The following is a 26,241-nucleotide window of genomic DNA, read 5'->3' on the forward strand; positions in this document are numbered from 1 at the left end:
TAATCCTTTTAAATTGGCGCGTAATGACTCTGGCTGAAACTCCCAACCAAGAAAATTCTCTTAATCCTTTGCTCACCCTCAACTACGAACCAGCCTTAGAATCTTTGGGTGATGATTACTACGACGAAGTAGCCGCAGAGGAATTTCCCCAACATATTTTGCGCTGGCGGAATAATGCACTGTTATCTGATTTAGGCCTAAATCCTCCAGTCGTGACCGATGAGGATTTTATTACCGCCTTTGGCAAATTTCAAGGACGCAAACCTTTATTAGCACTGCGCTATCACGGTTATCAATTTGGTACCTATAACCCGCAACTAGGTGATGGTAGAGGCTTTCTCTACGGTCAAGTCCGCGCTACCGATGGCGAATTATACGATTTCGGGACTAAAGGTTCTGGTAGAACACCTTACTCTCGTGGTGGTGATGGAATGCTGACACTCAAAGGCGGGGTGCGGGAAGTTTTAGCCGCCGAAGCCTTACATCAAATGGGAGTTCGTACCTCACGCTGTCTGAGCATGATTGAAACTGGTTTATCTTTGTGGCGTGGTGATGAGCCTTCCCCCACCCGTTCCTCAGTCATGGTGAGAATGAGTAGTTCTCACATTCGCTTCGGTACGTTTGAGCGATTCCATTATTTACAGCGTCCTGATTTAACTCAAAAGCTCTTAGACCATGTAATTGAATATTACTATCGCCACTTAGTTAATCAAACAGATAAATATGCCTTATTTTATGCAGAGTTAGTCCAGCGAGTTGCTGAACTAGTGGCGCAGTGGATGGCTGCCGGTTTTTGTCATGGTGTGCTGAATACTGACAATATGTCGATTACTGGGGAAAGTTTTGACTATGGCCCTTATGCTTTTATCCCCACCTACGACCCCTATTTTACTGCGGCATATTTCGACTATTACAAACGCTATTGTTACGGTCATCAGCCAGGTATTTGCCAATGGAATTTAGAAATGTTGCAAGAACCATTAAAGGCAATTATTGATATGGCTGATATGCAAGCGGGATTAGCCAGCTTTGATCATTATTATGGTGCAGAATATCGCCGTTTAATGTTGAAGAAGTTAGGTTTTGAGCAGTTAAACCATCCCGAAGCTGATGAGCTTTTAGAATTAACAATTGCCTTTTTGAAAGAAAGTCAAGTTGGTTATCATCTATTTTTCTTTGAAATGGCTAGGACTTTTTCTGCTAAATGGCGAGATGACCCAGCAGGCGTACTTAACAATTCAGAAATTGCACCAGCTACAGGAACTTCAGCAATTTTTGATAATTGGTGCATACTCTACCACAAAATTTTAAATCATTTTAATTTAGATGAGATGGTAAACATAGCCCAAAATTTATCTCAGCATAATCCTAAGACTGTACTACTTAGACCTGTAATTGAATCAATTTGGCAACCAATAATTGATGCAGATGACTGGCAATATTTTAGAGATTTGATTCATCAAATTCAAACTAAACAATAAAACTAAGTATTCAGAATACAGAATCCAGAAGTCAGAAATGGTCACAATGTCATGAATCATAGTATAGAACAAGCTTGATTTACCAAATATTCTGACTTCTGACTCCTGAATTCTGAGGTACAAATATCAAATCTGATTTCTGAAAAATCAATACACCCAAAAAAATGCTCTTTACTTACTCCCTACTCCCTAACTACATAACTAAATTCGGAAATTAAGCCAGATGCCTATATGTATATTGTTATTAATGCTACAGTATTTTCCAAATCAATGCGGTAGAAAGCTAAGGATTCACTACAAAATTTATTGTTATGCTTTCTAGCTCAAAATCTATGAATTTAGGTATGATAAATTCGAGTAATCTGGTAAATTATTTAGTAAATGCGCCAGACATCAAGACGATTTTTTTAGTGATTTTCGGTCTTCACTCTTAAATTTGTATGTCATATTTCACTCTTTAATTCAACAGCAATTATCAAGTTGATAAACTCAAGTTTCTCGGTTTAGTTGGTTGAATTAATCAAGTATATGGTTAACAACATGACAGATATTGTTGCCAAAATGCCAAATTTAACAAAAATAAAAAATATCAACGGCGAATAATAAAAATTTGTGAATATTTTTTGTTTAAAATAAATTATTTTAATTTCTAGAGTGAAATTAGATTGTTACAGCCAGAAAAATGTAAGCAAAATTTAATTATTGGATTACAAAAATACAAAAAAGTTCTATTTTAAAAAATGTCTATATTGTAAAATAAATATTCATAATTTTAATCATGCAGTAATAATCATACAAACAAATGCTGAAATTGCTAGAGGATGAATAAGTGGTTAGGCAGCACAGATATCATCAATTTCCAGCAAGAGAAATTTTCAGCAAACGAGAGTTGCTGCCATTACTAGTGGGGATTGTTGTATCAATTGCAGTAATTGTGCTTTGGCAGAGGCTAGTGGTTGAAGAGCAATATCATATTCAGCAGATGGTTCAACAACAAGCGATCGCCATTAAAACCGAATTAACTGCCCAAGTAAATATGCGGATTCTGGCACTAGAGCGCATGGGAAAACACTGGCAACTGCAAGAGACTTTAGATCGGAAAAATTGGCGAACTGAAGCAGCAGCGTACATACAAGATTTTGGTGGCTATCAAGCCTTGGGGTGGATTGAGCCATTATTGCGTCTGCAATGGACTGTACCCGAAGTCAACCATAAAATCGCCCAGAATTTAGCAAGCAGCCAAGCACCTCAAATCCGCATAGCACTAGAAACAGCACGCAACAGTCGCCAAACAATTTTTACACCGACATTTGAGTTTTTTGAAGGCAAGCCAGGATTTTTTGCTTACCTACCCCTGTGGATTGGTGAGCAGTTTGATGGCTTGATTGTAGGCATTTTTCAAGTTCAATCCTTAATAAATTCAATATTGCATTTACCCCAAGGTTATCAAATTCAAATCTTGGAGAATGGCAAGTTAATTTACGGACAGAATTTATTGCCAACACAGCTATTAGATTGGCAAAAAACAGTCAGTGTGGAATTATATGGAGTCAACTGGCAACTGATAGTCTATCCTTCTTTAGAATTATTAACTACCTTGCGATCGCCACTGCTATTAGTTGTTTTAGTTGCTGGGCTAATAATTGCTGGCACATTAGCATTATTGATTTATTTTGCTCAGAGTAGTGAACGACGCAATCAGCACATAGCCAGCATCAATCAAGAACTAGCTAACCGCATTTTTGAGCAGAAAAAAACCGAAATTGCCTTACGCGCTAGTGAAACCCACCTCAGAGAATTACTCGAAACCGTCAAAGTCATTCCTTGGGAATTCGATATCAAAACTTGGCGATTTATCTATGTAGGGCCACAGGTAGAAACTTTATTAGATTATCCCATAGAAGAATGGTATCAAGAAAATTTTTGGCTAAATCATCTGCATCCCCATGACCGTGAACAAGCGATGGCAATTTATCAAGAAGCCGTAGCCAAGGGAGAAAATCGGGAATTTGAATACCGAATGTTAACCGCCAATGGGCGAGTTGTGTGGTTGCGAAACATTGTGAATGTGGTCAAAAACATTGGAACCCCCGTGATACTTAGGGGGTTTATGTTTGAGATTACCGATTTAAAACTTGTAGAAGAAACCTTAAGATTACGGGAACGTGCTTTAGCGGCGGCTAGTGATGGGATTACAATTGCAGATGCGAGACTGCCTAATCAACCAATTATCTACGTCAACCCGGCCTTTGAAATGATCACAGGTTATAGTGCAACAGAAATTATTGGCTATAACTGTGCCTTTTTGCCGGGTACAGATCCCCAACAGCCAGCAATTCAACAACTGCAAGCATCAATGAAAACAGGTAAGAGTTGCCAAGTCTTGTTGCGGAACTACCGCAAAGATGGCAGCTTATTTTGGAATGAATTGAGTATTTCCCCAATTCACGATGAGACTGGCAGGCTAACTCATTTTATTGGCATTCATACCGACATTAGCGATCGCAAACAAGCCGAATTAAATTTACAGCGCCAAGCCCTGATCTTTGAAAATATGTACGATGGCGTAATCATCACCGATTTAACTGGCAAAATTATCGACTGGAACGGTGCTGCTGAGTGGATGTTTGGCTATAGCAAAGCGGAAATTTTAGGCAAAATCACTAGTATTTTGTATACACCAGCCGCCTTTGCCAAAGTAGTACCCCAGATTTTGCCAGATATTCACCAACATGGCCGTTGGTCTGGGGAAATCGAATTTATCCGCAAAGATGGCGGTCAAGGCATTTGTGAAACCACAGTGATTTTCTTACAAGATGAGCAAGGCGAACCCATTGCCATTGTGAGTTTTAACCATGACATCACAGAACGAGTGTTAGCCCAACAAGCCTTGCAACGACAATTGCATCAAACACTGCTATTAAAGCAAATCACCCAGCAAATCCGGCAAAGTTTGGATAGTAAAGCCATCTTTGCCACCGCAGCCGTCCAAATTGGCCAAGCATTTCAAGTGGAACGTTGCCTGATTCACGCTTATATTAGTGAACCCACACCCCATATACCCTTGGTTGCAGAGTATAATAATTTTCCCACCTACACTTGTCAGGAAACAGTGGAAATTGCTGTCATTGGTAATCCCCATGCCGAACAGATGATGCGTGAGGATAAAGCGATCGCTTCTGATAATGTATATGCCGATCCTTTACTTCAACAAGCACAAGAAATATGTCGTAACATGAACGTAAAGTCCATGTTAGCAGTCCGCACATCATATCAAGGAGAATCTAACGGTGCGATCGGCTTACATCAGTGCAGCTATTTTCGCCAATGGACAACCGCAGAAATTGAATTACTAGAAGCAGTCGCAGCCCAAGTCGGTATTGCCCTCGCCCAAGCCCATTTATTAGAACAAGAAACCCGCCAACGCCAAGAACTCTCCCTAAAAAACTCTGCCCTAGAACAAGCAAAACGTCAAGCCGAAGCCGCCAACCGCGCCAAAAGTGAATTTCTGGCCATGATGAGTCATGAAATTCGCACCCCTATGAATGCAGTCATTGGGATGACAGAACTTTTATTAGACACAGACTTGACTCTCCAACAGCGCGACTTTGTAGAAACAGTGCATACTAGTGGCGATGCTTTACTCACCATCATCAATGATATTCTTGACTTCTCCAAAATAGAATCGGGCAGACTAGAACTCGAAGAAAAACCCTTTGACTTAAAAGCTTGTGTAGAACAAGTCATTGACATTCTTGCGCCCAAAGCCGCCCAAAAACAAATCGAACTAATTTACCTGATTCATCCCCAGGTTCCCACAAAAATCATTGGTGACATCACCCGCTTGCGCCAAGTTTTAATGAACTTGCTCAACAATGCCATTAAATTTACCCAACAAGGAGAAGTGGTACTTTCCGTCTACGCCAACTACATAGAAACTCAAAATCAGGAAACTACCTGCTCAATTCTCTTTAGCATCCAAGATACAGGCATTGGGATCACCCCAGAAAAAATGGCACGGCTATTTCAACCCTTCACCCAAGCTGATCCCTCAATGACGAGACTTTACGGCGGTACAGGACTGGGACTAGTGATTAGCCAACGCCTGAGTGAGATGATGAATGGTAGTTTATGGATGGAGAGTCGTGGCTGTATTGGTGGTCATCCCGATCCTGGATGGCAGAGTAACAAGCCTGTTTCCGCTACTTCCTTTGATGATGGTTCTACCTTCTACTTCACCATTACCAGCAAAATTTTAACCGATGCAGGATCACGAGAAAACACAACTGCTTTGACTCAGTTGGCTGGTAAGCGGTTGTTAATTGTGGATGCTCATCCTACCAACAGTAAAATACTTAGCTTGCAAGTGCAGTTTTGGCAAATGCAAACATATATTGCTGAATCTGGAGAGACTGCTTCAGGTTTGCTGGCACAGGGAATTGAGTTTGATGTTGCCATTCTTGATCTACCCATACCAAACATTGACGGACTTCAACTGGTGCAGGCAATTCGGCAACAGCCTGGGGGAGAAAATCTACCCTTGATATTGTTAACTGCTTTAGGCTCTCCAGAACTCAGTCCAGAATTTGATGATCTGGGGTTAGTAGTGTGTTTAACTAAACCAATCAAACAATCCCAACTCCACTATATTTTGACTCATACTTGTGGCGATCGCTTGCTAACAGCTGATACTGTTCGTTCTCAGCCGTCTGGGTATGATGCTGATTTAGCAAAAAAAATCCCTCTGAAAATTTTAGTGGCGGAAGATAGCTTGGTAAACCAGAAAGTAGCAATATTGATGTTGCAAAAAATAGGCTACCAAGCAGATGTGGTGGCAGATGGGCGAGAAGTGATTCAAGCCTTGCAACGTCAACCCTATGATGTAGTGTTGATGGATATTCACATGCCAGAAATGGATGGACTAGAAACCAGTAAAATTATTTCTCAGCAATGGGCAGCGAGTATTCGTCCTTATATTATTGCAATCACAGCCAACGCTATGCGTGGCGATCGCGAAGCTTGTTTGGCGGCGGGGATGAATGATTACATCAGCAAACCCATACAAATGGCAGAGTTAGTCAAAGCCCTGAGTAAATGTCAGCCCGGCGCGTTGATTAAAGCACCACCAAGACAAATCCAAAATTTCAGCCCCCGCCTACCCAAAACGCCAAATTTAGCAATATCTGCAATTGATCACAAAGTTTTGCAGTCTTTGCGTCAGATGTTAGCAGGAGATCAGGCGGCATTACAGGAACTTCTGCACTGTTATTTTTCCGAAGCCCCCAAACTCATCCAAGAAATTCAAGCATCTGTGGTAGCTGAAGATGCTGAAACTTTGTGGAAGACTGCTCACAAACTCAAATCTAGTAGTGCTTCTGTAGGCGCAACCCATCTTAGCCAACTGTGTAAGCAGTTAGAAGCTAAAGGCAGAAGTCATGATTTTTCAGGATGTGCAGACATCTTGTCACAACTTCAGCAAGAGTATGAGCAAGTCAAAACAGAATTGCAAGTGGAACTGGAGGCGGGATTGTGACAAATATCTTTCAAAAAAACCAATCTCTAGTTTTAATTGTTGACGATGAACCGTTTATTCGTACCCAACTACGACTGGCTTTAGAGCGAGAAGGCTATCAAATTGCTGAAGCCCGTGATGGTGTGGAAGCATTAATTTTGTTTGAGCAGCTGCAACCCCAGATAGTATTACTAGATGCCATTATGCCCGGTATGGACGGATTTGAGTGTTGTCTGCGGTTGCAATCTTTCGAGCCAGGCAAGCATACACCAGTATTAATGATTACAGGATTGGAAGATCAAGAATCAGTTGATCATGCCTTTGATGCAGGTGCTATTGATTATGTGACTAAACCAATTCACTGGCCTGTGTTGCGTCAGCGAGTCAAACGCTTAATTAAACAATCTCAGCTACAACAACAACTCGAAGCCGCTAACCAAGAATTACAAAGACTAGTCACAATTGACGGTTTAACTCAAGTTGCCAGCCGCAGAAAGTTTGAAGAATATTTTTCCCAAGAGTGGCAGCGAATGGCGCGAGAGCAATTACCGTTATCTTTGATTTTATGTGACGTGGATTACTTTAAATCTTACAACGATACCTATGGACATCGGGCAGGCGATCGCTGTCTGCAAAAAGTCGCACAAGCTATCAAAGATAGTGTAAAACGTCCCGCCGATTTAGTCGCTCGTTATGGTGGTGAAGAATTTGCTGTCATTCTACCCAAAACCGAGATCGAAGGAGCCATGATTTTAGCCGACAAAATTTGCTCGGTGGTGCGGCAGTTGGCAATTCCCCATTGCAATTCCCAAGTTAGTAGTTATGTAACCATTAGTGCTGGTGTCGCCGAGGATATCCCTCAACCTGGTTCTGACTTTCAAGATATCATTTCTGCCGCCGATCGCGCTTTATATCAAGCCAAAATCGAAGGACGCGATCGCTTTCGGCAGTCTACCAAGCAAGTATCTGCTAATTTTTCTCTTCCCCGTTGGGGTGCATGATATTTTTGTATGGAGGCAGGGAGTGTGGGGAGTGTGGGAAGTGTGGGGAGTGTGGGGAGTGTGGGGAGTGTGGGGGGAAAGATTTCTTCACCATCCTTCCAAGGCAGAAGGTAGAAGTAAATAGTTTATTACTCAGCACTCAGCACTCAGCACTCACAACTCAGCACTCAGTTTGGTAAACTGCCCCAAAAGTCCGGTCTGGACAAATTTCAATTACCACATCAGCAACTGAAGGCGATCGCAGCATCGGTTTGAGGAATAATTCTGGATGGAGCGATCGCCAAAAATAGTTGACAAATTCTTCAATTTGTGATTTACTCATTCCCGATTTACCAGCCGCTAGCATCTGTTGTTCTGCTTGTTTGCGCCACTCTAAAGAACTGCGATAATCGGTAGGATACAACAAAATCAAGCTATCTAAGCAATCCCACAATGGCAGATAATTGCTCAGTTGCTGATTCATGTCACGAGCAAATGCTTTGTCTGCATCGGTAATTATTGGTGGTGGCGTGATTTCAAAGGCTTTGGGATCGATCGGTCGGACACCAACAAACCAACCTTCAAATAATACGATATCTATATTGGTAACAATTTCGGGAGTGGTGCGATCGCCTGCGCCTGCATAAAGTGATTTATCAAACCGAGGAACAGTAACAGAAGTTTTGCCTTGACGAATTTGCTCTAAAACATTTAAACCCAAATCTACATCATGGGTTCCTGGTGGCCCCCGCCAAATCAAGCGGGGGTCTTGCTGTAATAAAATTAGGCGATCGCTATAAGTTTTATATAAATCATCTAATGACCAACTTAAACTGCGGTATCCCAACTGCTGGAGAATCAAGGATAAAACTTGGCACATAGTAGTTTTACCTGTACCTTGGACTCCTAAAATTCCTTGAATCAAAGGACGGTTGAGGCTTTGACGATGTGCGGCTAATTTCATTCCCAGAGGTAGCCATAAATCCCACAACACCGCTAACATTGCTTCATAGTCGGCTCGCAAGTTAGTTTGGCAAAATTGCCGAAAATCAGGCAGTACAGATTTGAGTAACTGCGATCGGGCTTGGATCATCATATCCACATTTGCCGATGTGATCCCAAACGCTTTCGCCTTTGATATATCATCTAGTGCTGCGGCTTTTGCCTGCTGCCAAGTTGACTCTGAGACCTCATCTGCTATAATTTTCCGCAGCCAAGAATACATCTATAACTTTCCTCAAAAGCAGCAATGACAAATTTTTCTAGGAGCCTAACTTGAAGGCTTCCACAAACAAACTGTAAGTAAACCCTACTTTGAGAATATTCAAAGATTCTTCCCAAAGCGCCCTTCTAGCAAAAAAGCCCCGACTGTAAAATATTCTGCTAGTAACCTCGGTTAACATCACTAAAAATGCCGCTACAAAAATATCTAATTCTGCTTTTTGTCCAGTGGTTGTCGAAATAGCTGTTCCCAAAAAAAATCCAAACAAAAAACTAATAATTAATAGCGATAATCTTCGCCAAGGATTGCGAAATATTTGGCTGAGACTACTAGCAATAGCATCTAATAAATTATTAATTCGGGTATTTTGCATTTATCAAATATTCTCAATTATTCAGATCAATTGAATATTATCGGAATCCGGTTTGATTTCCTAATAGTCAGGGAGTAGAGAATGGGGCGTTGGGAATGGGAAGAAAGGCTGAACAGAACGATTCTGCCATCCTGAATCAGGAATTGTTAAAAAATGTAAATATTTTTCCTCCCAAATTTCTCAGGGTTTGACAACAGGCATATTGTTGTTCAGACTACGCCCTAGCAAAAAACTTTTATCTGTAATTATACTGTTTCATATTTAGATTTATGTAATATCATTTGCTTAAAATTGAGAACCCACGGGAAAAGCTCACGGAACAATCACATATAGCCAGTGTCTTTCGGTAAAATTAAAGTAATCATTCATGCCAATGGTGATTTCAGAGAAATGATAAGTAGGATACATTACATCACGTCATTTCACGAGAATCTATTGTAGACAAGTCAGCAAATTTCTTTCTTCCTCAAGGTAGAGAATAGGCTAAGATTTGGCCAAGACTAAACAAATAATTATTTCTAACAAATATCAAAATGAAATCTCAGGTGTATCGTAAGGCTGCTATTACGGCTTTTTGCTTGGGGCTGCTTGGGTTGCTGATGGGATGTTTAGATTTAAGTGTGTCATTTGAGACTGCAAATCCTGATACCTCTGATACAGCATCCACTAATACTTCGCAGTCAAAAAGAGATTCAGAATTGCCGATTTTAGATGCTGCAACTACTCCGACAAATGTTTCTAATACTACAACAATTCCAATTAACCAAGTAGAACCAAGCACGAGCCAAGTCCAGGATATTTTGGTCAATCGTCCAAATGGGGCTGGTAGTACCAAAATCCAAGGGACTTTGCGGATGAGTAATCAAACTGATCAGCCTGTGCGTCTGGCCTTGTTGGCTAGAAAATTAAAAGGTAAAAGCTCAACTAGTAGCAAGACTAACGATATTTCTGCCCATTGGGATTTTGCACCACAAGAAGGTAGTAGTAAAGGTTTGCTGCTTTCTTTACCCAATGGCAATCTGAAGCTAGAAAAAGGAGATATTTTAGTTGCGTTTGCTCAGGACGGTTCTCGACGCTACTGGGGGCCTTATGTTGTGGGGGAAAGTTCCTTACCCACTTTGAATGCTGAAACGAAAGAATGGCTGTTGGTACTCAGTCCATAGTCAAAAGTCGATAGTCTATAGATGATAGTGTTTAGTTGATGACTGTTTGGTGTTGCTAGATCGCCGACTTCTTCAAGAAGTCGGCGATCTGACTAGACTTACTGTTCGCTGTTAAGAACAAAATCCCTCGTTTTAACGACTAATAACTATTGACTGTTGACTCATCACTATTGACAAATAACCACAAATGAGGATGAAATTGAGTACTTTCCACATTGTTGACCGATGGTTCAACAAGATAGCACAACGTCCATCTCTAGTAGTGACTTTATCGGTTTTGTGGTTGATGCTGATTGGTTGGATAGGCTATGGGTGGAATTTAGGCAATGTTGGCTTAGTGGATGAAACAGAACCACTGTTTGCGGAAGCATCCCGACAAATGTTTGTCACTGGTGATTGGATTACACCGTTTTTTAATGGTGTGACTAGGTTTGATAAACCTGCTTTAATTTACTGGTGTCAGGCACTTGCCTACTCAATCATAGGTGTCAATGAATGGGCGGTACGTATTCCCTCAGCGATCGCAGCAATTGCGGTTATTAGTTTGGCTTTTTATACTGTACAGTGGCATCTGGCAAAGCAAGACGCATCTGAGCAGATTCAGCGTCCTACCCGTCGTTACATCACAGCTGCGATCGCAGCAGCTGTCATGGCACTCAATCCTGAGATGATTGTCTGGGGTAGAACAGGTGTCTCAGATATGCTACTAACTGGCTGTATAGCCTCGGCTTTGTTATGTTTCTTTCTGGGCTATGCAAGTAAAGAAGGGAGCAGGGAATCGGGAGTAGGGAGTGGAGGAGAAGTTACACCACTTCCTACTCCCCACTCTCCACTCCCTAATAAATGGTATTTAGCTTGTTATGTTCTCATTGCTGGAGCAATCTTAACTAAAGGCCCTGTAGGTATAGTCTTACCGGGGATCGTAATTGTGGCTTTTTTGCTGTACTTGGGCAAGTTCCGCGAAGTTATGCGAGAAATGCGGCCACTGCTGGGGCTGCTGATTATTTTTGCTTTAGCTGTTCCTTGGTATGCCTTGGTAATTTGGCGCAATGGTTGGAATTATATTAATTCGTTTTTTGGCTATCACAACATCGACCGTTTTACAGAGGTAGTGAATGGTCATTCAGCCCCTTGGTATTTTTATTTTTTGGTAGTATTGTTAGGTTTCGCACCATATTCTGTGTATTTACCCGCAGCTTTTGCCCGACTCAAAATTTGGCAGCGATCGCAATGGCAAAGTCAAGAACGCTCTCAGCAATTAAGTTTATTTGCTGGCATTTGGTTTTTGGGCGTGTTTGTTTTTTTCACAATTGCTGTTACCAAACTACCTAGTTATGTTTTACCCCTGATGCCAGCAGCTGCGATTTTAGTCGCTTTATTTTGGAGTGATTGCTTTCCCACAACATCTGCATCTAGTTCTCCCACTCCGCAGAAATTCTTCTGGTTCAGTGGCTGGGCAAATGTTGTGTTGTTTTCAGCCTTATCTGTAGCGATGTTTCAAATCACCCAGTTACTAGGTAATGATCAAGCAGCACCTAACTTTCGCCAAACTTTGGAAAATTCTGGGGTTACAGAACTAGGGGGTTATATTTGGTTATTAACTGCCATCAGTGTGGCATTTTTAATAATTACTCGACGTTGGCGAGGAATTATTGGTGTAAATTTGTTGGGGTTTGTGGCATTTCTAATTGTGGTTTTGATGCCTGCAATGTTTTTGATGGATCAAGAACGACAAATGCCTTTAAGAGAAATTTCTGCTGTTTTGTCTCAGGTAAAACAACCAAACGAAGAAATTGTCATGGTTGGCTTTAAAAAACCCAGTGTTGTTTTTTACAGTCATCAACAAATTAACTTTATAAAATTGACTAGCGAGGCTGTGGTTTATATTAAAAATCAAATTAATAAGCCTCCTAAATCACATTCATTGTTGGTTTTGGCAGAACACAGAAACCTCGTCAGGATTGATTTACAACCTGATGATTATGAAAATTTGGCTTCTAAAGGTGCTTATCAATTGATTAGAATTTCTTTCAAAAAAATGCAGCCACAAAAGCAAGATATTTCCAGCTTACCTGAACAGAAAGCTCCCCGACTTATTCAAGAAACCTGAATACGATGAGTTCTTTTTGACCTCATCCCCAGCCCTTTTCCTACGAGGAGAAGGGTGTAATATCTGATGTATTACGCTGTTGCTAATATCTCTTACGTATTTAAATTTTCCTAATATTTTTTATCTGTATATATCTATATGGGCAAATATTTATAGGAATAATTACAAAAGTTCAGTATTCAGAATCTAGATAGAAATTTTCATATAGCAGTCCTAAATGAATGATAAACTTGTATACCTTGTCTCTTGTATTCACACATCAAATAGGATTGCTACAGTCTAATAGTGCTGGTTATTAATAATCTCTCGCCTTTTTGACTTCTGGATTCTGAATAGTTACCAAGAATGGCAATCATCCCAATTCTTCACATCCAGCAAAACTTTGCTTAGGGTAAAGAATTGATGACATCAATTTCTTTGCCGTCCTGATTTACCAATACAATTGGGCGCTGATTAGGTGCAAATCTATATCCTTGTTGTTCGGCAATTGTTTTTGTTTGGCGGGGATCAAAGTTGCGGACAAATTCTGCCTGTAAATTACTCACACGTCCTTCCATAATTTTGACTTCAGTGCGAACTTCACGCAACCTTTCTTGCTGTGACCAATGATAAGGCAGAAGTTGTGTGAGAGCAGATGCAGTGGCTCCCAAAATTGCCAAATTCACTCCTATCTTGACTGTGGTTTCAATCGCCATTATTTGATGAGAACGTTGACGAAGATGCCGCTTTGGTCGAGGAGTAGTTCGAGGCTGCTGTATAGGTTGTAACGGCTGTCTTGATGGTTGGAAGGCGTTCATAATACTAAAAATAACTTTACTGGAAGTTGATCAACAGTCTACTGCGGCTAGTTACAGCATAAGTTAGCTGTCATATTACTTCATTTTTCTGAGATTGCTACACGTATGCTTATTGTTAAAAAACAAGCTTACATACGTAAGTAATTGATGGGAAACAGTTTGCTGTACTCAGCTATCATTCTGAAAAACTGCACCTTGTATCCCAGGATTATTAATCGTTTGTGATTTTATGTCAATTATCAGACAAGATGTTAATGGTTATTACCCCATACAGCTAATCCAGCAGAATTCAGGAGCCAGAATTCAAAATAACAGTTTACTTCACACCGGCGGGAATTGGTTGCGATTGTGAAGACTACCAAAAATTAAATTATTCCATTGTTTCTAGAAAGCATTCTTCAGCTACCAGCAGTCTCATCGTTATGATATCCGTTCCTCTCGCGCTTGAGACTTTCTTCTAAAGCTTGAATTTGTTCGCGGCGGGCTTCCAATTCTAGAGAACGACGTGCCAAATCTTGATTTTGCAAAGTCAGAGATTGTCGCCACTGTTCGGCGCGTTCTGCTTCTTGTTGTAAAAGTTCTGGGGTAATGCCAGTGGTGAGGTAAGATTGGACTAAATTCATTACCCAATTACTAGCTTCTTCTAATTTTTCGATTTCACCGGTGGCAGAAATTTCTACTAAAACCAGTAAGCCTTCGCTCATCGTTTTACCTTTCCCCAGCAAAATAAAAGCTTCTTCGGGAATAATTGCCCAGAGTTTATTAGTATCTTGACGTGCTAACAAACGCAATTGGTACTGGTCTAAAAATTCGTTTTTATGTACCTGAGCTAGGTATAGCATGATCGTCTTTTTGCTCCAGCTTACAATTAAAAATTTAAAAATAAGTACAAAAATTTATATTAAACAACAAAATTAAAATACTGATTTTGTCTTGAAAATTATCCTTGGGCAATGGGTGATGACTCTGCCATTACCCATTGTCGTGATGTTAGATCATTCAGGCTATGTTTACTGTAATGCCTGGAGGCGATCGCGCAAAATTTCGGCTTGTTTCTCAGCTTCAGCTAAGGCATCTTTCGCCCCTTTTACCACGTCGGCTGGAGCTTTATCCACAAACTTAGGATTGCTTAACCTACCTCTGAGAGACTGGGCTTCAGCTTCGATTTTGCTGAGGTTTTTCTCTAATTTGGCACGTACGGTTTCAATATCAACAACACCAGTCAGGGGAATGACCACTTGAACTGTACCAACTACCCCAGCAATGGTTTGTTCTGAGGCTTGTACTGGTTCTGCAACTGCTGTGGGCTGTTCTGATACAGTATTCACTGGTTTAGGTTCGGCAAATAATATACTGCGGACAATAAACCACATACTATAACCTAAACCCACAAGTTGAAAGAAAGTACCAACTAGGGGAATTTGATTAACTGTGTTGGCTACAGCCAAACCAACGCGCAGAAAAATCAGCCCCACAAATATTAAGCCAATTGTTTTCCAACTCCAACGAGATTTTGCGGGCGCTAAAGTTTGGCTTTTTTGTTCGCCGACAATGGTTAAGGTTTCTACTTTGGCTAAATCTTGAATATAAGCTTGCCCAGCTATGAGAATTTGCTGTTCTTGCAAATTACCTGTTTGCAAATTCACCTTGACCTTTGCCCCTGGTTTAACATCTGCCTCCGCCCGTAAATTACGAATTGTGCGGATAGTGCCAATTAGCAGGTCAAACTGTGCTTCTAAAGCAGTATCAATCAAGTCGGCATTTGCTTGGGGATAAGCTTGTAAAGCCAACGTTTGCTGTGATTCTGCGGGTTGTTGGGTGAGGGTTTGCCAAATTTCCTCGGTGATGTGGGGCATAAAGGGATGCAGTAGTTTTAAAATCCCTTCCAGTACGTAGGCGAGGATTTGTTGGGCGGCGTGGCGAGATGTGGGATCTGCACCTGGTTGTAGCCTGGATTTCACCAATTCAATATACCAGTCGCAAAAATCGCCCCAAATAAATTCGTAAATTCCCTTGGCGGCTTCCCCTAAACCATAGTTGTTGATGTAACTGGTAGTTTGATTAATAACTTGATGATAGCGAGAAAGAATCCAGCGATCGCTTAATTCAGTCGCCACAGGTTGTCCCAATTGTTGCGGTGTTTGTCCATCCAAATTCATCATCACAAACCGCGCCGCATTCCACAACTTATTCGCAAAGTTACGCGCAGCCTCCACCGATGCTGACTCATCAGTTTTGCGGTTGTATTCTAAGCGAATATCTTGACCTGCACCCGCCACTTCCTTAACTAAGGTATAGCGCAGCGCATCAGTGCCGTATTTATCAATCAAAATCAACGGGTCAATGCCATTATTCGCCGTTTTCGACATTTTCTTATTGTTTTCATCCCTGACCAAACCGTGGATGTAAACTGTCTGGAATGGCATTTTCCCGGTGAAATGACCCGCCATCATTGTCATTCTGGCTACCCAGAAAAAGATAATGTCAAAACCTGTAACTAAGGTAGTCGTCGGGTAATACTTCGCTAAATCGGGGGTTTGTTCCGGCCAGCCCAAAGTCGAAAACGGCCAAAGTCCCGAAGAAAACCAAGTATCTAATACATCTGGGTCTTGTTGTAGCTGGACATTTTCACCAAATTGGGCTTTTGCCTTCTCCCAAGCTTCATCAGCCGATTTCGCCACCACAAACGGCGTAGTATCAGTAATTTGTCCGCCTGTTTCACTCACCGCATACCAAGCGGGAATTTGGTGTCCCCACCACAATTGACGGGAAATACACCAATCTCTGAGACTTACCAACCAATCACGGTAAACCTTTGTCCAGCGTTGGGGAACAAACTCAGGAGAATCTTTTTGGTCGAGGAATTGTAGGGCGTTGTCTGCTAGTGGGCGAATTTTGACAAACCATTGAGTGGACAGGAGAGGTTCAATGGGAACTTTACCGCGATCGCTATAAGGAACGGTATGCTTATAATCTTCTACCTTCACCAAAACCCCATCCGCTTCTAAACGAGACACGACATTTTTTCTCGCCACAAAACGGTCTTGTCCTTGAAACTCCCCAGCATTAGCGTTGAGAGTACCGTCCTTATTCAAAATATTAATAAACGGCAGATTGTGACGCTTACCCATTTCAAAATCATTGGGATCATGGGCTGGTGTCACCTTCACACAACCAGTACCAAAAGTGGGATCAACCAACTCATCGCCAATAATCGGAATTTCTCGCTGCATAATTGGCAGAGTTAAAGTTTTACCAATCAGATGCTTATATCTGTCATCATTGGGATTTACCGCCACCCCAGTATCGCCCAACATTGTTTCTGGTCGAGTCGTCGCCACCTCCACATAACCAGAACCATCTGTTAGCGGATAGCGGAAATGCCAGAGATTACCATCAACCTCCTTTGATTCCACCTCCACATCCGACACCGCCGACTGAGTAGCCGGACACCAATTCACCAAATATTCGCCACGATAAATTAATTTTTCATTGTAAAGACTTACAAAAGCTTCCACCACAGCTTTCGATAAGCCTTCATCCATCGTGAACCGTTCCCGCGACCAGTCCACCGACACACCCAAGCGGCGCAACTGATTCACAATTGTTCCCCCAGACTCCGCCTTCCACTGCCAAGCGCGGTTCAGAAATTCCTCACGCCCCAACTCAGCGCGAGTTTTACCTTCTTTTTTGAGTTGTCTTTCTAATATTGTGTGGACGGCAATACTAGCGTGGTCAGTACCCGGTAACCACAAAGTATTGCGTCCTTGCATTCGGTGATAGCGTACCAGAACATCAATTAGCGCACTTTCAAAAGCGTGACCCATGTGCAGACTGCCAGTGACATTTGGCGGCGGAATCACAACACAATAAGGTTCACCGCCATGATTCGGGTCAGCTTTGTAAACTTGGTTTTCTTCCCAGAATTTTTGCCACTTAGCTTCAGTGGTAAAGGGATCGTAGAGACTGGGAAGATTCGAGATAGTTGCGGTCATGCTGGGAAAATTAACTGTGGAAGAACTTTAATAAATTTTGCCACAGGGTTGAGATGGGAACGAACCACAAAGGACGCGAAGGGCGCAAAGGAAGAGAGGAAAAGAGAAGATGAGACATTTAAATGAGCAGTTAGAGAACTTAGCTTATGAGGTAATTGGGGCAGCCATTGAAGTACATAGGATTTTAGGTGCTGGGTTTTTGGAGGAAGTGTATCACAAGGCTTTGAGAGAAGAATTTATGATGCGTAGGATTCCTCACAAGTTTGAACATCCAGTGAAAATACACTATAAAGGTCGTCCAGTGGGTGAAGGAAAATTAGATTTTTTAGTTGGAGACTCTTTAATTATCGAATTAAAAGCTGTACAAAACTTAACGCCCCTCCACGAAGCTCAAGTCCTCTCCTACCTTAAAATGACTAACTACCCTTTAGCTTTACTGATCAACTTCAACGTCCCTCTCCTTAGAGATGGCATCAAACGCATAATCCTCTCTTCTTAACTTCTCTTTTCCTCTCTTCCTTTGTGTCCTTTGCGCCCTTTGCGGTTCGTTTAAAAAATTATTCTCATCCTATGTCACGCTCCCCCTGGCTCTACATCCCCACCCTATATTTTGCCTCCGGTGTACCTTACATCATCATCAACACCGTCTCCGTCATCTTTTACAAAAAACTCGGCGTAGACAACACCCAAATTGCCGTTTGGACAAGCCTTCTCTATCTCCCTTGGGTCATTAAAATGTTCTGGGGGCCAATTGTTGATACTTACTCCAGCAAACGCAACTGGATACTCTACACCCAACTCGCAATGTTCTGCTGCTTGGGTTTAATTGCCTTTTGTTTGCAATTGCCAAATTTCTTTTTTATCTCCCTCGCCGCCTTAACAGTGGGAGCATTTATTTCTGCAACTTATGATATTGCTACAGATGGCTTTTATCTATTAGCTTTAAGCCCAGAACAGCAAGCCTTTTTTGTGGGTATTCGCTCATTATTTTATCGGCTGGCGGTGATTTTTGGTTCAGGACTATTAGTTGTTTTAGCTGGACAACTGGAAGGCTATCTCAAGAATATTCCCTTAAGTTGGACTGTAGCCATTGGTTTTTCGGCGGTAGTTTTAGCTATACTTTCTCTGTTTCACCGTTTCAGTTTACCCTTACCCGATTCTGATCAACCACGGCAGTTACAAGCCACAGATAAAATCCCATTCTGGACAATTATTAGTTCCTATTTTGCCCAAGAAAAAATTATAGTCGTTCTAGCATTTATCTTGCTTTACAGATTTGGCGAGGCGATGCTTGTTAAGTTTGCTTCTTTATTTTTGTTAGATAAACCAGAGGCGGGAGGATTAGGTTTATCGACATCTGAGGTGGGTTTAGTATACGGCACATTCGGCGTAATTTCACTCATTGCTGGCGGGATTTTGGGGGGATTGGTTATTGCTAAATATGGGTTAAAAAAATGTTTATTCCCGATGGCTTTAGCCTTGAATTTGCCAGATATATTTTATGTCTATATGGCTTATACTAAACCTTCTATCAACCTAGTTTATCCACTGGTTTCATTAGAACAGTTTGGTTATGGTTTTGGGTTTACAGCTTTTAGTGTTTACTTAATGTATGTTTCTCAAGGGGAATATAAAACATCCCATTTTGCTATATCTACTGGGATTATGGCTTTAGGCATGATGTTACCCGGAATAGTTAGCGGTTATTTACAACCGTTATTAGGATATCCATTATTCTTTAGTTTGGTGTGCTTGCTGACAATTCCAGGAATGATTGTTTTATTTTTCATCCCCTTAAAAGCAGAAGCACAAAAAAGAGCGATCGCACATTAACACCATGACTTATGTTATCGGAATAGATGGTGGGGGTAGCAAAACCTTATGTATTTTGATGGATGATAAACGTCAAGTACTAGGTCACGGTGAATCAGGCGCATCTAATTACCAAAGTATAGGCATTGCAGCAGCAATCCAATCAATTCATTCTGCTATTCAAATAGCAGCAAATGAAGCGTTGAAGTTAACAAATACAATCCAAATCTCAGCCATCTGTTTAGGGTTAGCTGGTGTTGGACGTGCTGGTGATATTGCAGTAGTGAAAAGTATGGTGCAGGAATTACAAAACAGTCAATTCCTACCTGTTACTTGGAATTTACAGCCAGATAATATTGTAATTTGTCATGATGCTTTGATTGCTTTAGTTGGCGGAGTTGGTCATGATGTGGGAATAGTGGTAGCTGCGGGTACTGGTTCCATAGTTTTTGGTCGAAATCACCAAGGAAAAACTAAACGTGTGGGCGGTTGGGGATATATTTTAGGTGATGAAGGTAGCGCCTATAAAATTGCTGTTGCTGGTATGCAAGCAGCATTAAAATCTTATGATGGGCGGGAAATATCAACAAGTTTAATCCCAGATTTTCAACAGCATCTTGGTTTGCAGAATATAGCAGAATTAATCGAAGTCATATATCGGCACGGATGGGGAGTTAAAGAAATTGCATCTTTAGCACCAATTGTAGATTTAGCAGCCGCTTCAGGCGATGAATTAGCGAATAATATAATTGATGATGCTGTTAAAGAATTGGTAAAAGCTACATCTACAGTTATTAATGCAATTTTTAGTCCTGACTCAGCTTTTGAAATTGTGACTACAGGTAGTGTATGGCAAGGTAAATCTCAAATACATGAAAGATTTACCACAGCTATAGTTAATCAGTTTCCCCTGGTAAATGTAATTTTACCCCGCTATGAACCTGCTTATGGTGCTGGGTTATTAGCTTTACAGAGTTTATCTATATCCAATTAAAAATTTAATTCAGCTATATGAATGGCAAAAAACTAAGTAAAGCTCAATATTATACTTACGAAGCCAGAAATAAAGATATTAGATGGTTGCATCGCACGATTGAGTTATTACATCAAAATCCAGAACGAGGAAGATATGAAGAATTTGGGGAATTATTTACCAATGAGACAATAGCAGCAGCTAGAAAATTACTTGAAATAATAGAAACAGCACAACCAGATTCAGAAGACATTAGCAATTTATATAATTTATTTAAATTTTATAAAGGTGTCCGTAATTCTGATTGGGATAACCTTTGCCGTTATATTGAAAATTGGCATTGGGTTGCTAATATTTGGGATAATTTTGATGGGAAAATTGAATTAAATTTATGGGATAAAGGAGAATATCAGCTTTATACTATTACTGAACCATTAATAGGAGAAGGTAAATTTATCCGACAGTCCTCTAGTATTGACAGCTATGGTCATGTATGGTTAAAAATCGAGCCTACAATCGCTAACTCACACATTGAGATTGTCTGGCAAATTGAGGATGAAGAAATTATTCCTTTTGAGTGGATACCAGCAATTTTTGAGGGCATAATTGATGGCATATTTGATTATTTCCATCAAACTAATCTTGCCCTCTCTGCTCTGAAAATTATCATTAATAATGGTAGCTATCATCCAGTCGATTCTAAAGAGATTGATTACCGTGTAGCTGCTAAAATAGCTTGGCGGAATGCTATAGCAAAAACTGAACTTTTTAGTGGTATTTTAAAATTTATGACTCAAATGAAATGGTACAATGAACCATCCACCTGGAATCAACAAGTAGAATCTATTTCTGTAAATGCAGGAGCAAAAACAGATTTCTGGCAAAAGACTCACTATAATTTCATCCGTGATAATGGAAATTTTTACTATCAGGAAGTCAAGGGAAATTTCACAGTTGAGGTCAAAATTATTGGAGATTATCAGGCTTTGTATGACCAAGCCGGATTGATGATTCGAGAAAACGAAAATACTTGGCTCAAATGCGGAATTGAGTATGTTGAAGGCGTACAGAATGTCAGTGCTGTAGTTACCAGAGATTATTCAGATTGGTCGGTAGTTCCTTTGTCAAAACAATTAGTTGCTTTATGGTTGCGGGTAGAGCGTCGCTCAGAAACATTAGAAGTGCAATATTCTCTAGATGCTGAGAATTATCAAATGCTGCGACTAGCATATCTTACCCATACTGAAACAATACAAGTGGGAATAATGTGTGCTTCCCCCCAGGGAGAAGGTTTTTCAGTTGTTTTTGAAAATTTCAAAATTACTCAACCATAGCAGCATTACTAAGTAAATATCAACAAATGAATATCACTCTGTTTAATGACAACTTACAAGTCTCTTGAATCACCAACACTTACTACTTTGCCGTAAGTGTTGGCTTCCTGTGTCATTGGTCGTTGCTAGGTTAGGAACAACAATTACATTTTGCCGTGTTGCAAAACTTGTTGCAGATGTTGGCGAATTTCTTGTGCGTGTTCTATATCAGACTGGCGCAGTTTTTGGAATAGTTCTACACAAGGCTGAGAGTTTGCTTGTTGTGCATCTTGGATGTATTGATCATAAGCTTTGACGGCTTCAGCTTTATTATGCAGTACGGTGACAAAATCATATTCTAGGTTGCTAATGGGTTGTTGAGATTGTCTGTTACCTGTAGTAGTCATATATTGACCTTATGTAAGTTTCTATTTAATTTCTACTTACCTTAAAAGCGGAGTTCATCTCTCTAAAAGCGTAGAAAAAAGCACAAAGGCTGCTGATGCAGCCTTGAAGAAAAGTTGGATTTTTATAACCACAGAGTTATCACCTGTTGGATAATTTATGTCAGTGGTTGATGTTTATCACACTTATGTGAATAGCGCAATTCTTGTTCGGGTTGTTTTTCTCTACCCCCTTGATAGACAATGGGACAAAATTTGGTGTTAGCACTAATGCAGTCCATGTGTGGTGTCTTGGCACAGACTAGTAGTAAACTGCCTAAAATAAATAACAAGCCACAAATGGCGGCTGTTTGAATCCAAGAAATTTCTAAGGCTCCGTGAACTACTACTTCTCGTAGAACTGAGACAATTGTAACTTCCACTGCTACGCCAACAGAAATACTGTGTTCTTGCAAGTAAATCATTAACAGTCGAAATAACTCGACTAAGATTAAGACAAAGAGAATTTTTGCAGTCACTTGTTTGTAGTCTAATGTGTGGGTGAGGGCAATAATTATGCTCCATATCTGCATAATCATGACTGCGAATAAAGTTAAGCACAAGACAATCACAAGTAAGTCTTGAAAAGCTTCCATGTTCCGAGCGAGTGAATGTCGATCAAGCCAGCGATCGCAAAATAAAAAGCGACTTTTGAAGCGTTTTTGCATTGGTATGTTCCTATGAGGTAAATTTCACCCCACACCAGCTAGTCTATCCATTTCTCTTATTTTGACTTAATATTAATCTTCGCGCCTCAGCGTGGTTGGTAATTTAAATTTTGTACTTGTTGCAACAGTTTTTCCGAATTTTGTACCCACTGAACATTTCCTTGAGCTTTATATAAATCTCTGGCATATTGCAGTACTTGTGCAGCTTCGGCATATTTTTTTTGCTGCATAAATACTAACCCTGCACCATAATAAGCATTGGGATAATTAGAGTTAGATTCGGCAGATTTTCTAAAGGCTGCTAAGGCTTCGTTTAATTTATTTTGATTAAACCAAATTGTTCCTAAATTATAGTGAGCTTCTGCATATTTAGGATTAAGTTTAATAGCTTGGCGAAAGGAGTTTTTGGCTTTATCGAGTTTACCTTGTTGCAAATAACATATACCCAGATGATAGTGAGGCTCTGGGGCATTTTTACTATACTCTGCGGCTTTTTTAAAGGATGCGATCGCCTGTTCCCAATTTTGTTGCTGTTGTCGTACTAAGCCCAAGTTATAGTGAGCAAAACCCAGTTTAGGATTTAATTCTATCGCTCTTTGTAAATAATCGTTTGCCTGTTGGACATTATTACCTTCTAATAAAGCACCGCCTAAATTGGCAAAAGCTAATGCAAACTGGGGATCGGCTTGGGTGGCTTGATAAAATGCGTCGGCGGCTGGCTTTAATTGCCCGCTTTGCCTATATGCTAACCCTAAATTGTAATGGGCTGCGGCTAATCTTGGTTCTAGCTGAATGGCTTTTTGGAAGGATGCGATCGCCTCTTGCACTCTTCCCGCTTGAATTAACTGTAAGCCTTGATTTAACCAGTCTACAGCCGCTTGATTAAATGATTGTGCCAGTAATACAGCAGGCTTTGCAGGTAAAGCTGTGGGCGTGAGCCAAAAAACACTACCACCCAAGAATGTGAGATTTATTAACCCTATTATGGGATATTTATAGAATAACCAGCCCATTTTTCGCTAATTCTAATTTAGATTAAGCTAATAAAAAATTTTGTCTCGCTGTTAGTTTTAACAAATATTTTAACTTTTCCATTAAAGTTTGATTTGCTTAATATTTCTTAAGCTAAATCTTACGACTGGCTACAATTTTTTTATCATCTGATTAAAAGGAGGATAATTACAAATTAAAGAAGGGATGATTCTCTGTTAAGAAGAATATATATCCCGAAAAAATACATACAGGTAGTGCAGGTAAGAATAACTTACCGCAAGGGAGGTTGTATGAGCGAAAAAGTCAACACGGGTTCGCGGAACGTTGCAATTGTCGGCCCTTATTTAAGTGGAAAAACTACCTTACTTGAAAGTTTATTGTTTGTGACTGGTGCGATTTCTCGCAAAGGCAGCGTTAAGGATGGTAACACAGTTGGAGATAGTGCAGCAGAATCGCGCGATCGCCAAATGACTGTAGAAGTTAGCGCCGCCAGCACCGACTATAACGGAACTCGGTTTACCTTTATAGATTGTCCGGGAAGCGTAGAATTTGCCCAAGAAACTTACAATGCTTTGATGGGAGTTGATGCGGCAATTGTAGTTTGCGAACCCATACGCGATCGCGTCCATACTCTTGCTCCTCTATTTAAATTCTTAGACGATTGGGAAATTCCCCACATTGTCTTTGTCAACAAAATGGATCGGGCAAATATTCATGTTCTCGAAACATTACACGCCTTAAAAGCCGTTTCTAGCCGTCCATTAGTGGCGCACCAATACCCCATTATGCAAGGGGAACAATTAACAGGCTTTATTGATATGGTGAGCGAACAAGCTTATCAATATCATCCCGGCGCACCAGCCGATCAAATACCTTTCCCCGAACATCTCAAAGCCGAAGAACATGCAGCACGAGCCGAAATGCTCGAAGCTTTAGCAAATTTTGATGACCACTTACTGGAAGAATTATTAGAAGATATTGAACCACCCCAAGAAGAAATTCTCAACGATTTAAAAATGGAACTAGGCGCAGATTTAGTAGTTCCTGTCTTCTTTGGGGTTGCAGAACAAGATTATGGCGTAAGACCTTTATTAGAAGCACTGCTACGGGAAGCACCAGAACCAGACAGTACCGCCGAACGTCGTTTAAAACAAATCAACAGCAAAGCACCTTTGGCACAGGTATTAAAAACTTACTACACTCCCCAAGGCGGTAAACTTTCCCTTGTGCGAATTTGGCAAGGTAAATTAACCGATGGGATTGTCCTCAACGGTGTGCGTGCGGGTGGACTTTATCGCTTGATGGGACAACAACAGCAATCTGTGAATGAAGCTGTGGCTGGGGAAATTATTGCTTTAAGCCGGATGGAAGGTGTGAAAACAGGTGATATGCTCTCCACAGAAACGCTAAAAACCACACTCTCGAAAGCCGAAGAGTTAGAACCTGTGTATGCGTTGGCAATCACACCCGAAAAACGCAACGATGAAGTTAAACTCAGCAGTGCGATCTCTAAACTATTAGAAGAAGATCCTTCTCTGGCTTGGGAACAACATGGTGACACCCACGAAGTGATTCTTTGGGGACAAGGCGAAATTCATTTGCAAGTCGCCTTAGACAGACTGCGCCGCAAATATAACTTGCCCATGTCTACTCATCTGCCGCAAGTACCTTATAAAGAAACAATTCGTAAACCCGTTACCTCCGTACATGGGCGTTATAAACATCAAAGTGGTGGACATGGACAGTTTGGTGATGTCTTCCTCGATATCAAACCCTTACCACGGGGTGAAGGCTTCAACTTTAAAGAAACCATCGTCGGTGGCGTAGTTCCCAGACAGTATATTCCGGGTATAGAAGTCGGTGTGCGAGAATTTCTGGCGCATGGGCCTTTAGGCTTCCCCGTTGTGGATGTATCTGTAACCCTAACCAACGGTTCTTATCACACAGTTGATAGTTCCGAACAAGCCTTTAAACAAGCCGCACGTTTAGCAATGCAAACAGGGATACCCCAAGCGCAACCCACCTTACTAGAACCAATTTTGCGAGTACTAGTAACCACACCCAGCGAATTTACCGCCAAAGTCCTGCAACTGCTGAGTGGCAGACGGGGACAAATTCTCGGTTACGAAGGTAGACAAGATTGGCAAGGCTGGGATAATGTTTCTGCCTATTTGCCGCAAGCAGAGATGCAGAACTTTATTGTCGAGTTGCGATCGCTCACTTTAGGCGTTGGTTCTTTCCACTGGGAATATGACCATCTCCAAGAAGTACCAGAAAAACTTGCCGAACGTGTGCTTGCTAGTAACGGTAATGGTAATGGTAACGGCAAGTAATATTTAGTAAAAAATGTCTTCTCTATTCAGAATCTTGGAGTGGTAATATTTATCACTCCAATTTCTTGTTTCA

At 40.9% G+C, this 26,241-nt stretch carries 18 protein-coding genes; 10 read left to right on the forward strand and 8 right to left on the reverse strand.

Annotated elements, in window-relative coordinates; translation table 11 throughout:
- Positions 1–23: 23 nt before the first annotated feature.
- The 3 genes from H6G74_RS10410 (at position 24) to H6G74_RS10420 (ending at position 7,994) form a co-directional block, all read left to right on the forward strand.
- Positions 24–1,481 carry a protein adenylyltransferase SelO gene (locus H6G74_RS10410; RefSeq protein WP_190967598.1) on the forward strand — a complete coding sequence of 486 codons (1,458 nt, stop codon included), beginning with the start codon at positions 24–26 and terminating at the stop codon, positions 1,479–1,481.
- Positions 1,482–2,310: 829 nt separating this feature from the next.
- Positions 2,311–7,014 (forward strand): PAS domain S-box protein, encoded by a 4,704-nt coding sequence (locus H6G74_RS10415; RefSeq protein ID WP_190967599.1) that lies wholly within the window; start codon positions 2,311–2,313, stop codon positions 7,012–7,014.
- Positions 7,011–7,994, forward strand: coding sequence for a response regulator (locus tag H6G74_RS10420; protein WP_190967600.1), 984 nt, complete (start codon positions 7,011–7,013; stop codon positions 7,992–7,994). The genes H6G74_RS10415 and H6G74_RS10420 overlap by 4 nt, the downstream gene beginning before the upstream one ends.
- A gap of 160 nt (positions 7,995–8,154) precedes the next feature.
- Here H6G74_RS10420 and H6G74_RS10425 read toward each other — a convergent pair whose 3' ends face one another.
- Both H6G74_RS10425 and H6G74_RS10430 read right to left on the reverse strand, forming a co-directional pair.
- A complete protein-coding gene (locus H6G74_RS10425; protein ID WP_190967601.1) occupies positions 8,155–9,198 on the reverse strand; it encodes a glycerate kinase in 1,044 nt (347 codons plus the stop codon).
- Positions 9,199–9,235: 37 nt separating this feature from the next.
- On the reverse strand, positions 9,236–9,568 hold the full coding sequence (locus H6G74_RS10430; RefSeq protein WP_190967602.1) for a DUF565 domain-containing protein: 333 nt from the start codon (positions 9,566–9,568) through the stop codon (positions 9,236–9,238).
- 533 nt (positions 9,569–10,101) lie between these two features.
- On the opposite strand from H6G74_RS10430, the gene H6G74_RS10435 reads away from it, so the two are divergent.
- Together H6G74_RS10435 and H6G74_RS10440 are read left to right on the forward strand one after the other, a co-directional pair.
- On the forward strand, positions 10,102–10,731 hold the full coding sequence (locus H6G74_RS10435; RefSeq protein WP_190967603.1) for a hypothetical protein: 630 nt from the start codon (positions 10,102–10,104) through the stop codon (positions 10,729–10,731).
- Between the two features lie 187 nt (positions 10,732–10,918).
- Positions 10,919–12,841, forward strand: coding sequence for an ArnT family glycosyltransferase (locus H6G74_RS10440; protein WP_190967604.1), 1,923 nt, complete (start codon positions 10,919–10,921; stop codon positions 12,839–12,841).
- A gap of 386 nt (positions 12,842–13,227) precedes the next feature.
- Here the strand turns inward: H6G74_RS10440 and H6G74_RS10445 are convergent, their stop codons facing one another.
- The 3 genes from H6G74_RS10445 to H6G74_RS10455 form a co-directional block, all read right to left on the reverse strand.
- A complete protein-coding gene (locus H6G74_RS10445; protein ID WP_190967605.1) occupies positions 13,228–13,638 on the reverse strand; it encodes a slr1601 family putative cell division protein in 411 nt (136 codons plus the stop codon).
- Between the two features lie 398 nt (positions 13,639–14,036).
- Positions 14,037–14,480: a hypothetical protein gene (locus H6G74_RS10450; RefSeq protein WP_190967606.1), complete on the reverse strand. Its 444-nt coding sequence runs from the start codon at positions 14,478–14,480 to the stop codon at positions 14,037–14,039.
- Positions 14,481–14,648: 168 nt separating this feature from the next.
- Positions 14,649–17,633: a valine--tRNA ligase gene (locus H6G74_RS10455; protein WP_190967607.1), complete on the reverse strand. Its 2,985-nt coding sequence runs from the start codon at positions 17,631–17,633 to the stop codon at positions 14,649–14,651.
- 109 nt (positions 17,634–17,742) lie between these two features.
- Here H6G74_RS10455 and H6G74_RS10460 point away from each other — a divergent pair, with 109 nt between their 5' ends.
- The 4 genes from H6G74_RS10460 (at position 17,743) to H6G74_RS31730 (ending at position 21,752) form a co-directional block, all read left to right on the forward strand.
- Entirely contained in the window at positions 17,743–18,132 is a 390-nt protein-coding gene (locus H6G74_RS10460; protein ID WP_190967608.1) for a GxxExxY protein, read from the forward strand.
- A 71-nt stretch (positions 18,133–18,203) separates the two neighbouring features.
- Positions 18,204–19,466 carry an MFS transporter gene (locus H6G74_RS10465; RefSeq protein ID WP_190967609.1) on the forward strand — a complete coding sequence of 421 codons (1,263 nt, stop codon included), beginning with the start codon at positions 18,204–18,206 and terminating at the stop codon, positions 19,464–19,466.
- A 4-nt stretch (positions 19,467–19,470) separates the two neighbouring features.
- Complete coding sequence (locus H6G74_RS10470; protein WP_190967610.1) at positions 19,471–20,439, forward strand: N-acetylglucosamine kinase; 969 nt, start codon at positions 19,471–19,473, stop codon at positions 20,437–20,439.
- 17 nt (positions 20,440–20,456) lie between these two features.
- Complete coding sequence (locus H6G74_RS31730) at positions 20,457–21,752, forward strand: DUF1349 domain-containing protein (protein WP_190967611.1); 1,296 nt, start codon at positions 20,457–20,459, stop codon at positions 21,750–21,752.
- A gap of 143 nt (positions 21,753–21,895) precedes the next feature.
- Here the strand turns inward: H6G74_RS31730 and H6G74_RS10480 are convergent, their stop codons facing one another.
- The 3 genes from H6G74_RS10480 to H6G74_RS10490 all read right to left on the reverse strand — a co-directional run bounded on the left by H6G74_RS10480 (position 21,896) and on the right by H6G74_RS10490 (position 23,855).
- Positions 21,896–22,138 (reverse strand): hypothetical protein, encoded by a 243-nt coding sequence (locus tag H6G74_RS10480; RefSeq protein WP_190967612.1) that lies wholly within the window; start codon positions 22,136–22,138, stop codon positions 21,896–21,898.
- A 155-nt stretch (positions 22,139–22,293) separates the two neighbouring features.
- Entirely contained in the window at positions 22,294–22,842 is a 549-nt protein-coding gene (locus H6G74_RS10485; protein ID WP_190967613.1) for a phosphate-starvation-inducible PsiE family protein, read from the reverse strand.
- Positions 22,843–22,928: 86 nt separating this feature from the next.
- Positions 22,929–23,855, reverse strand: a complete 927-nt coding sequence (locus tag H6G74_RS10490) for a tetratricopeptide repeat protein (RefSeq protein WP_190967614.1) — start codon at positions 23,853–23,855, stop codon at positions 22,929–22,931.
- A gap of 270 nt (positions 23,856–24,125) precedes the next feature.
- On the opposite strand from H6G74_RS10490, the gene H6G74_RS10495 reads away from it, so the two are divergent.
- Complete coding sequence (locus H6G74_RS10495; RefSeq protein WP_190967615.1) at positions 24,126–26,168, forward strand: elongation factor G; 2,043 nt, start codon at positions 24,126–24,128, stop codon at positions 26,166–26,168.
- The last annotated feature ends 73 nt before the right edge of the window (positions 26,169–26,241 follow it).

Origin of the sequence: Nostoc spongiaeforme FACHB-130, from assembly GCF_014698475.1 — a bacterium.
In the GTDB taxonomy this organism is placed as follows: domain Bacteria; phylum Cyanobacteriota; class Cyanobacteriia; order Cyanobacteriales; family Nostocaceae; genus Nostoc_B; species Nostoc_B spongiaeforme.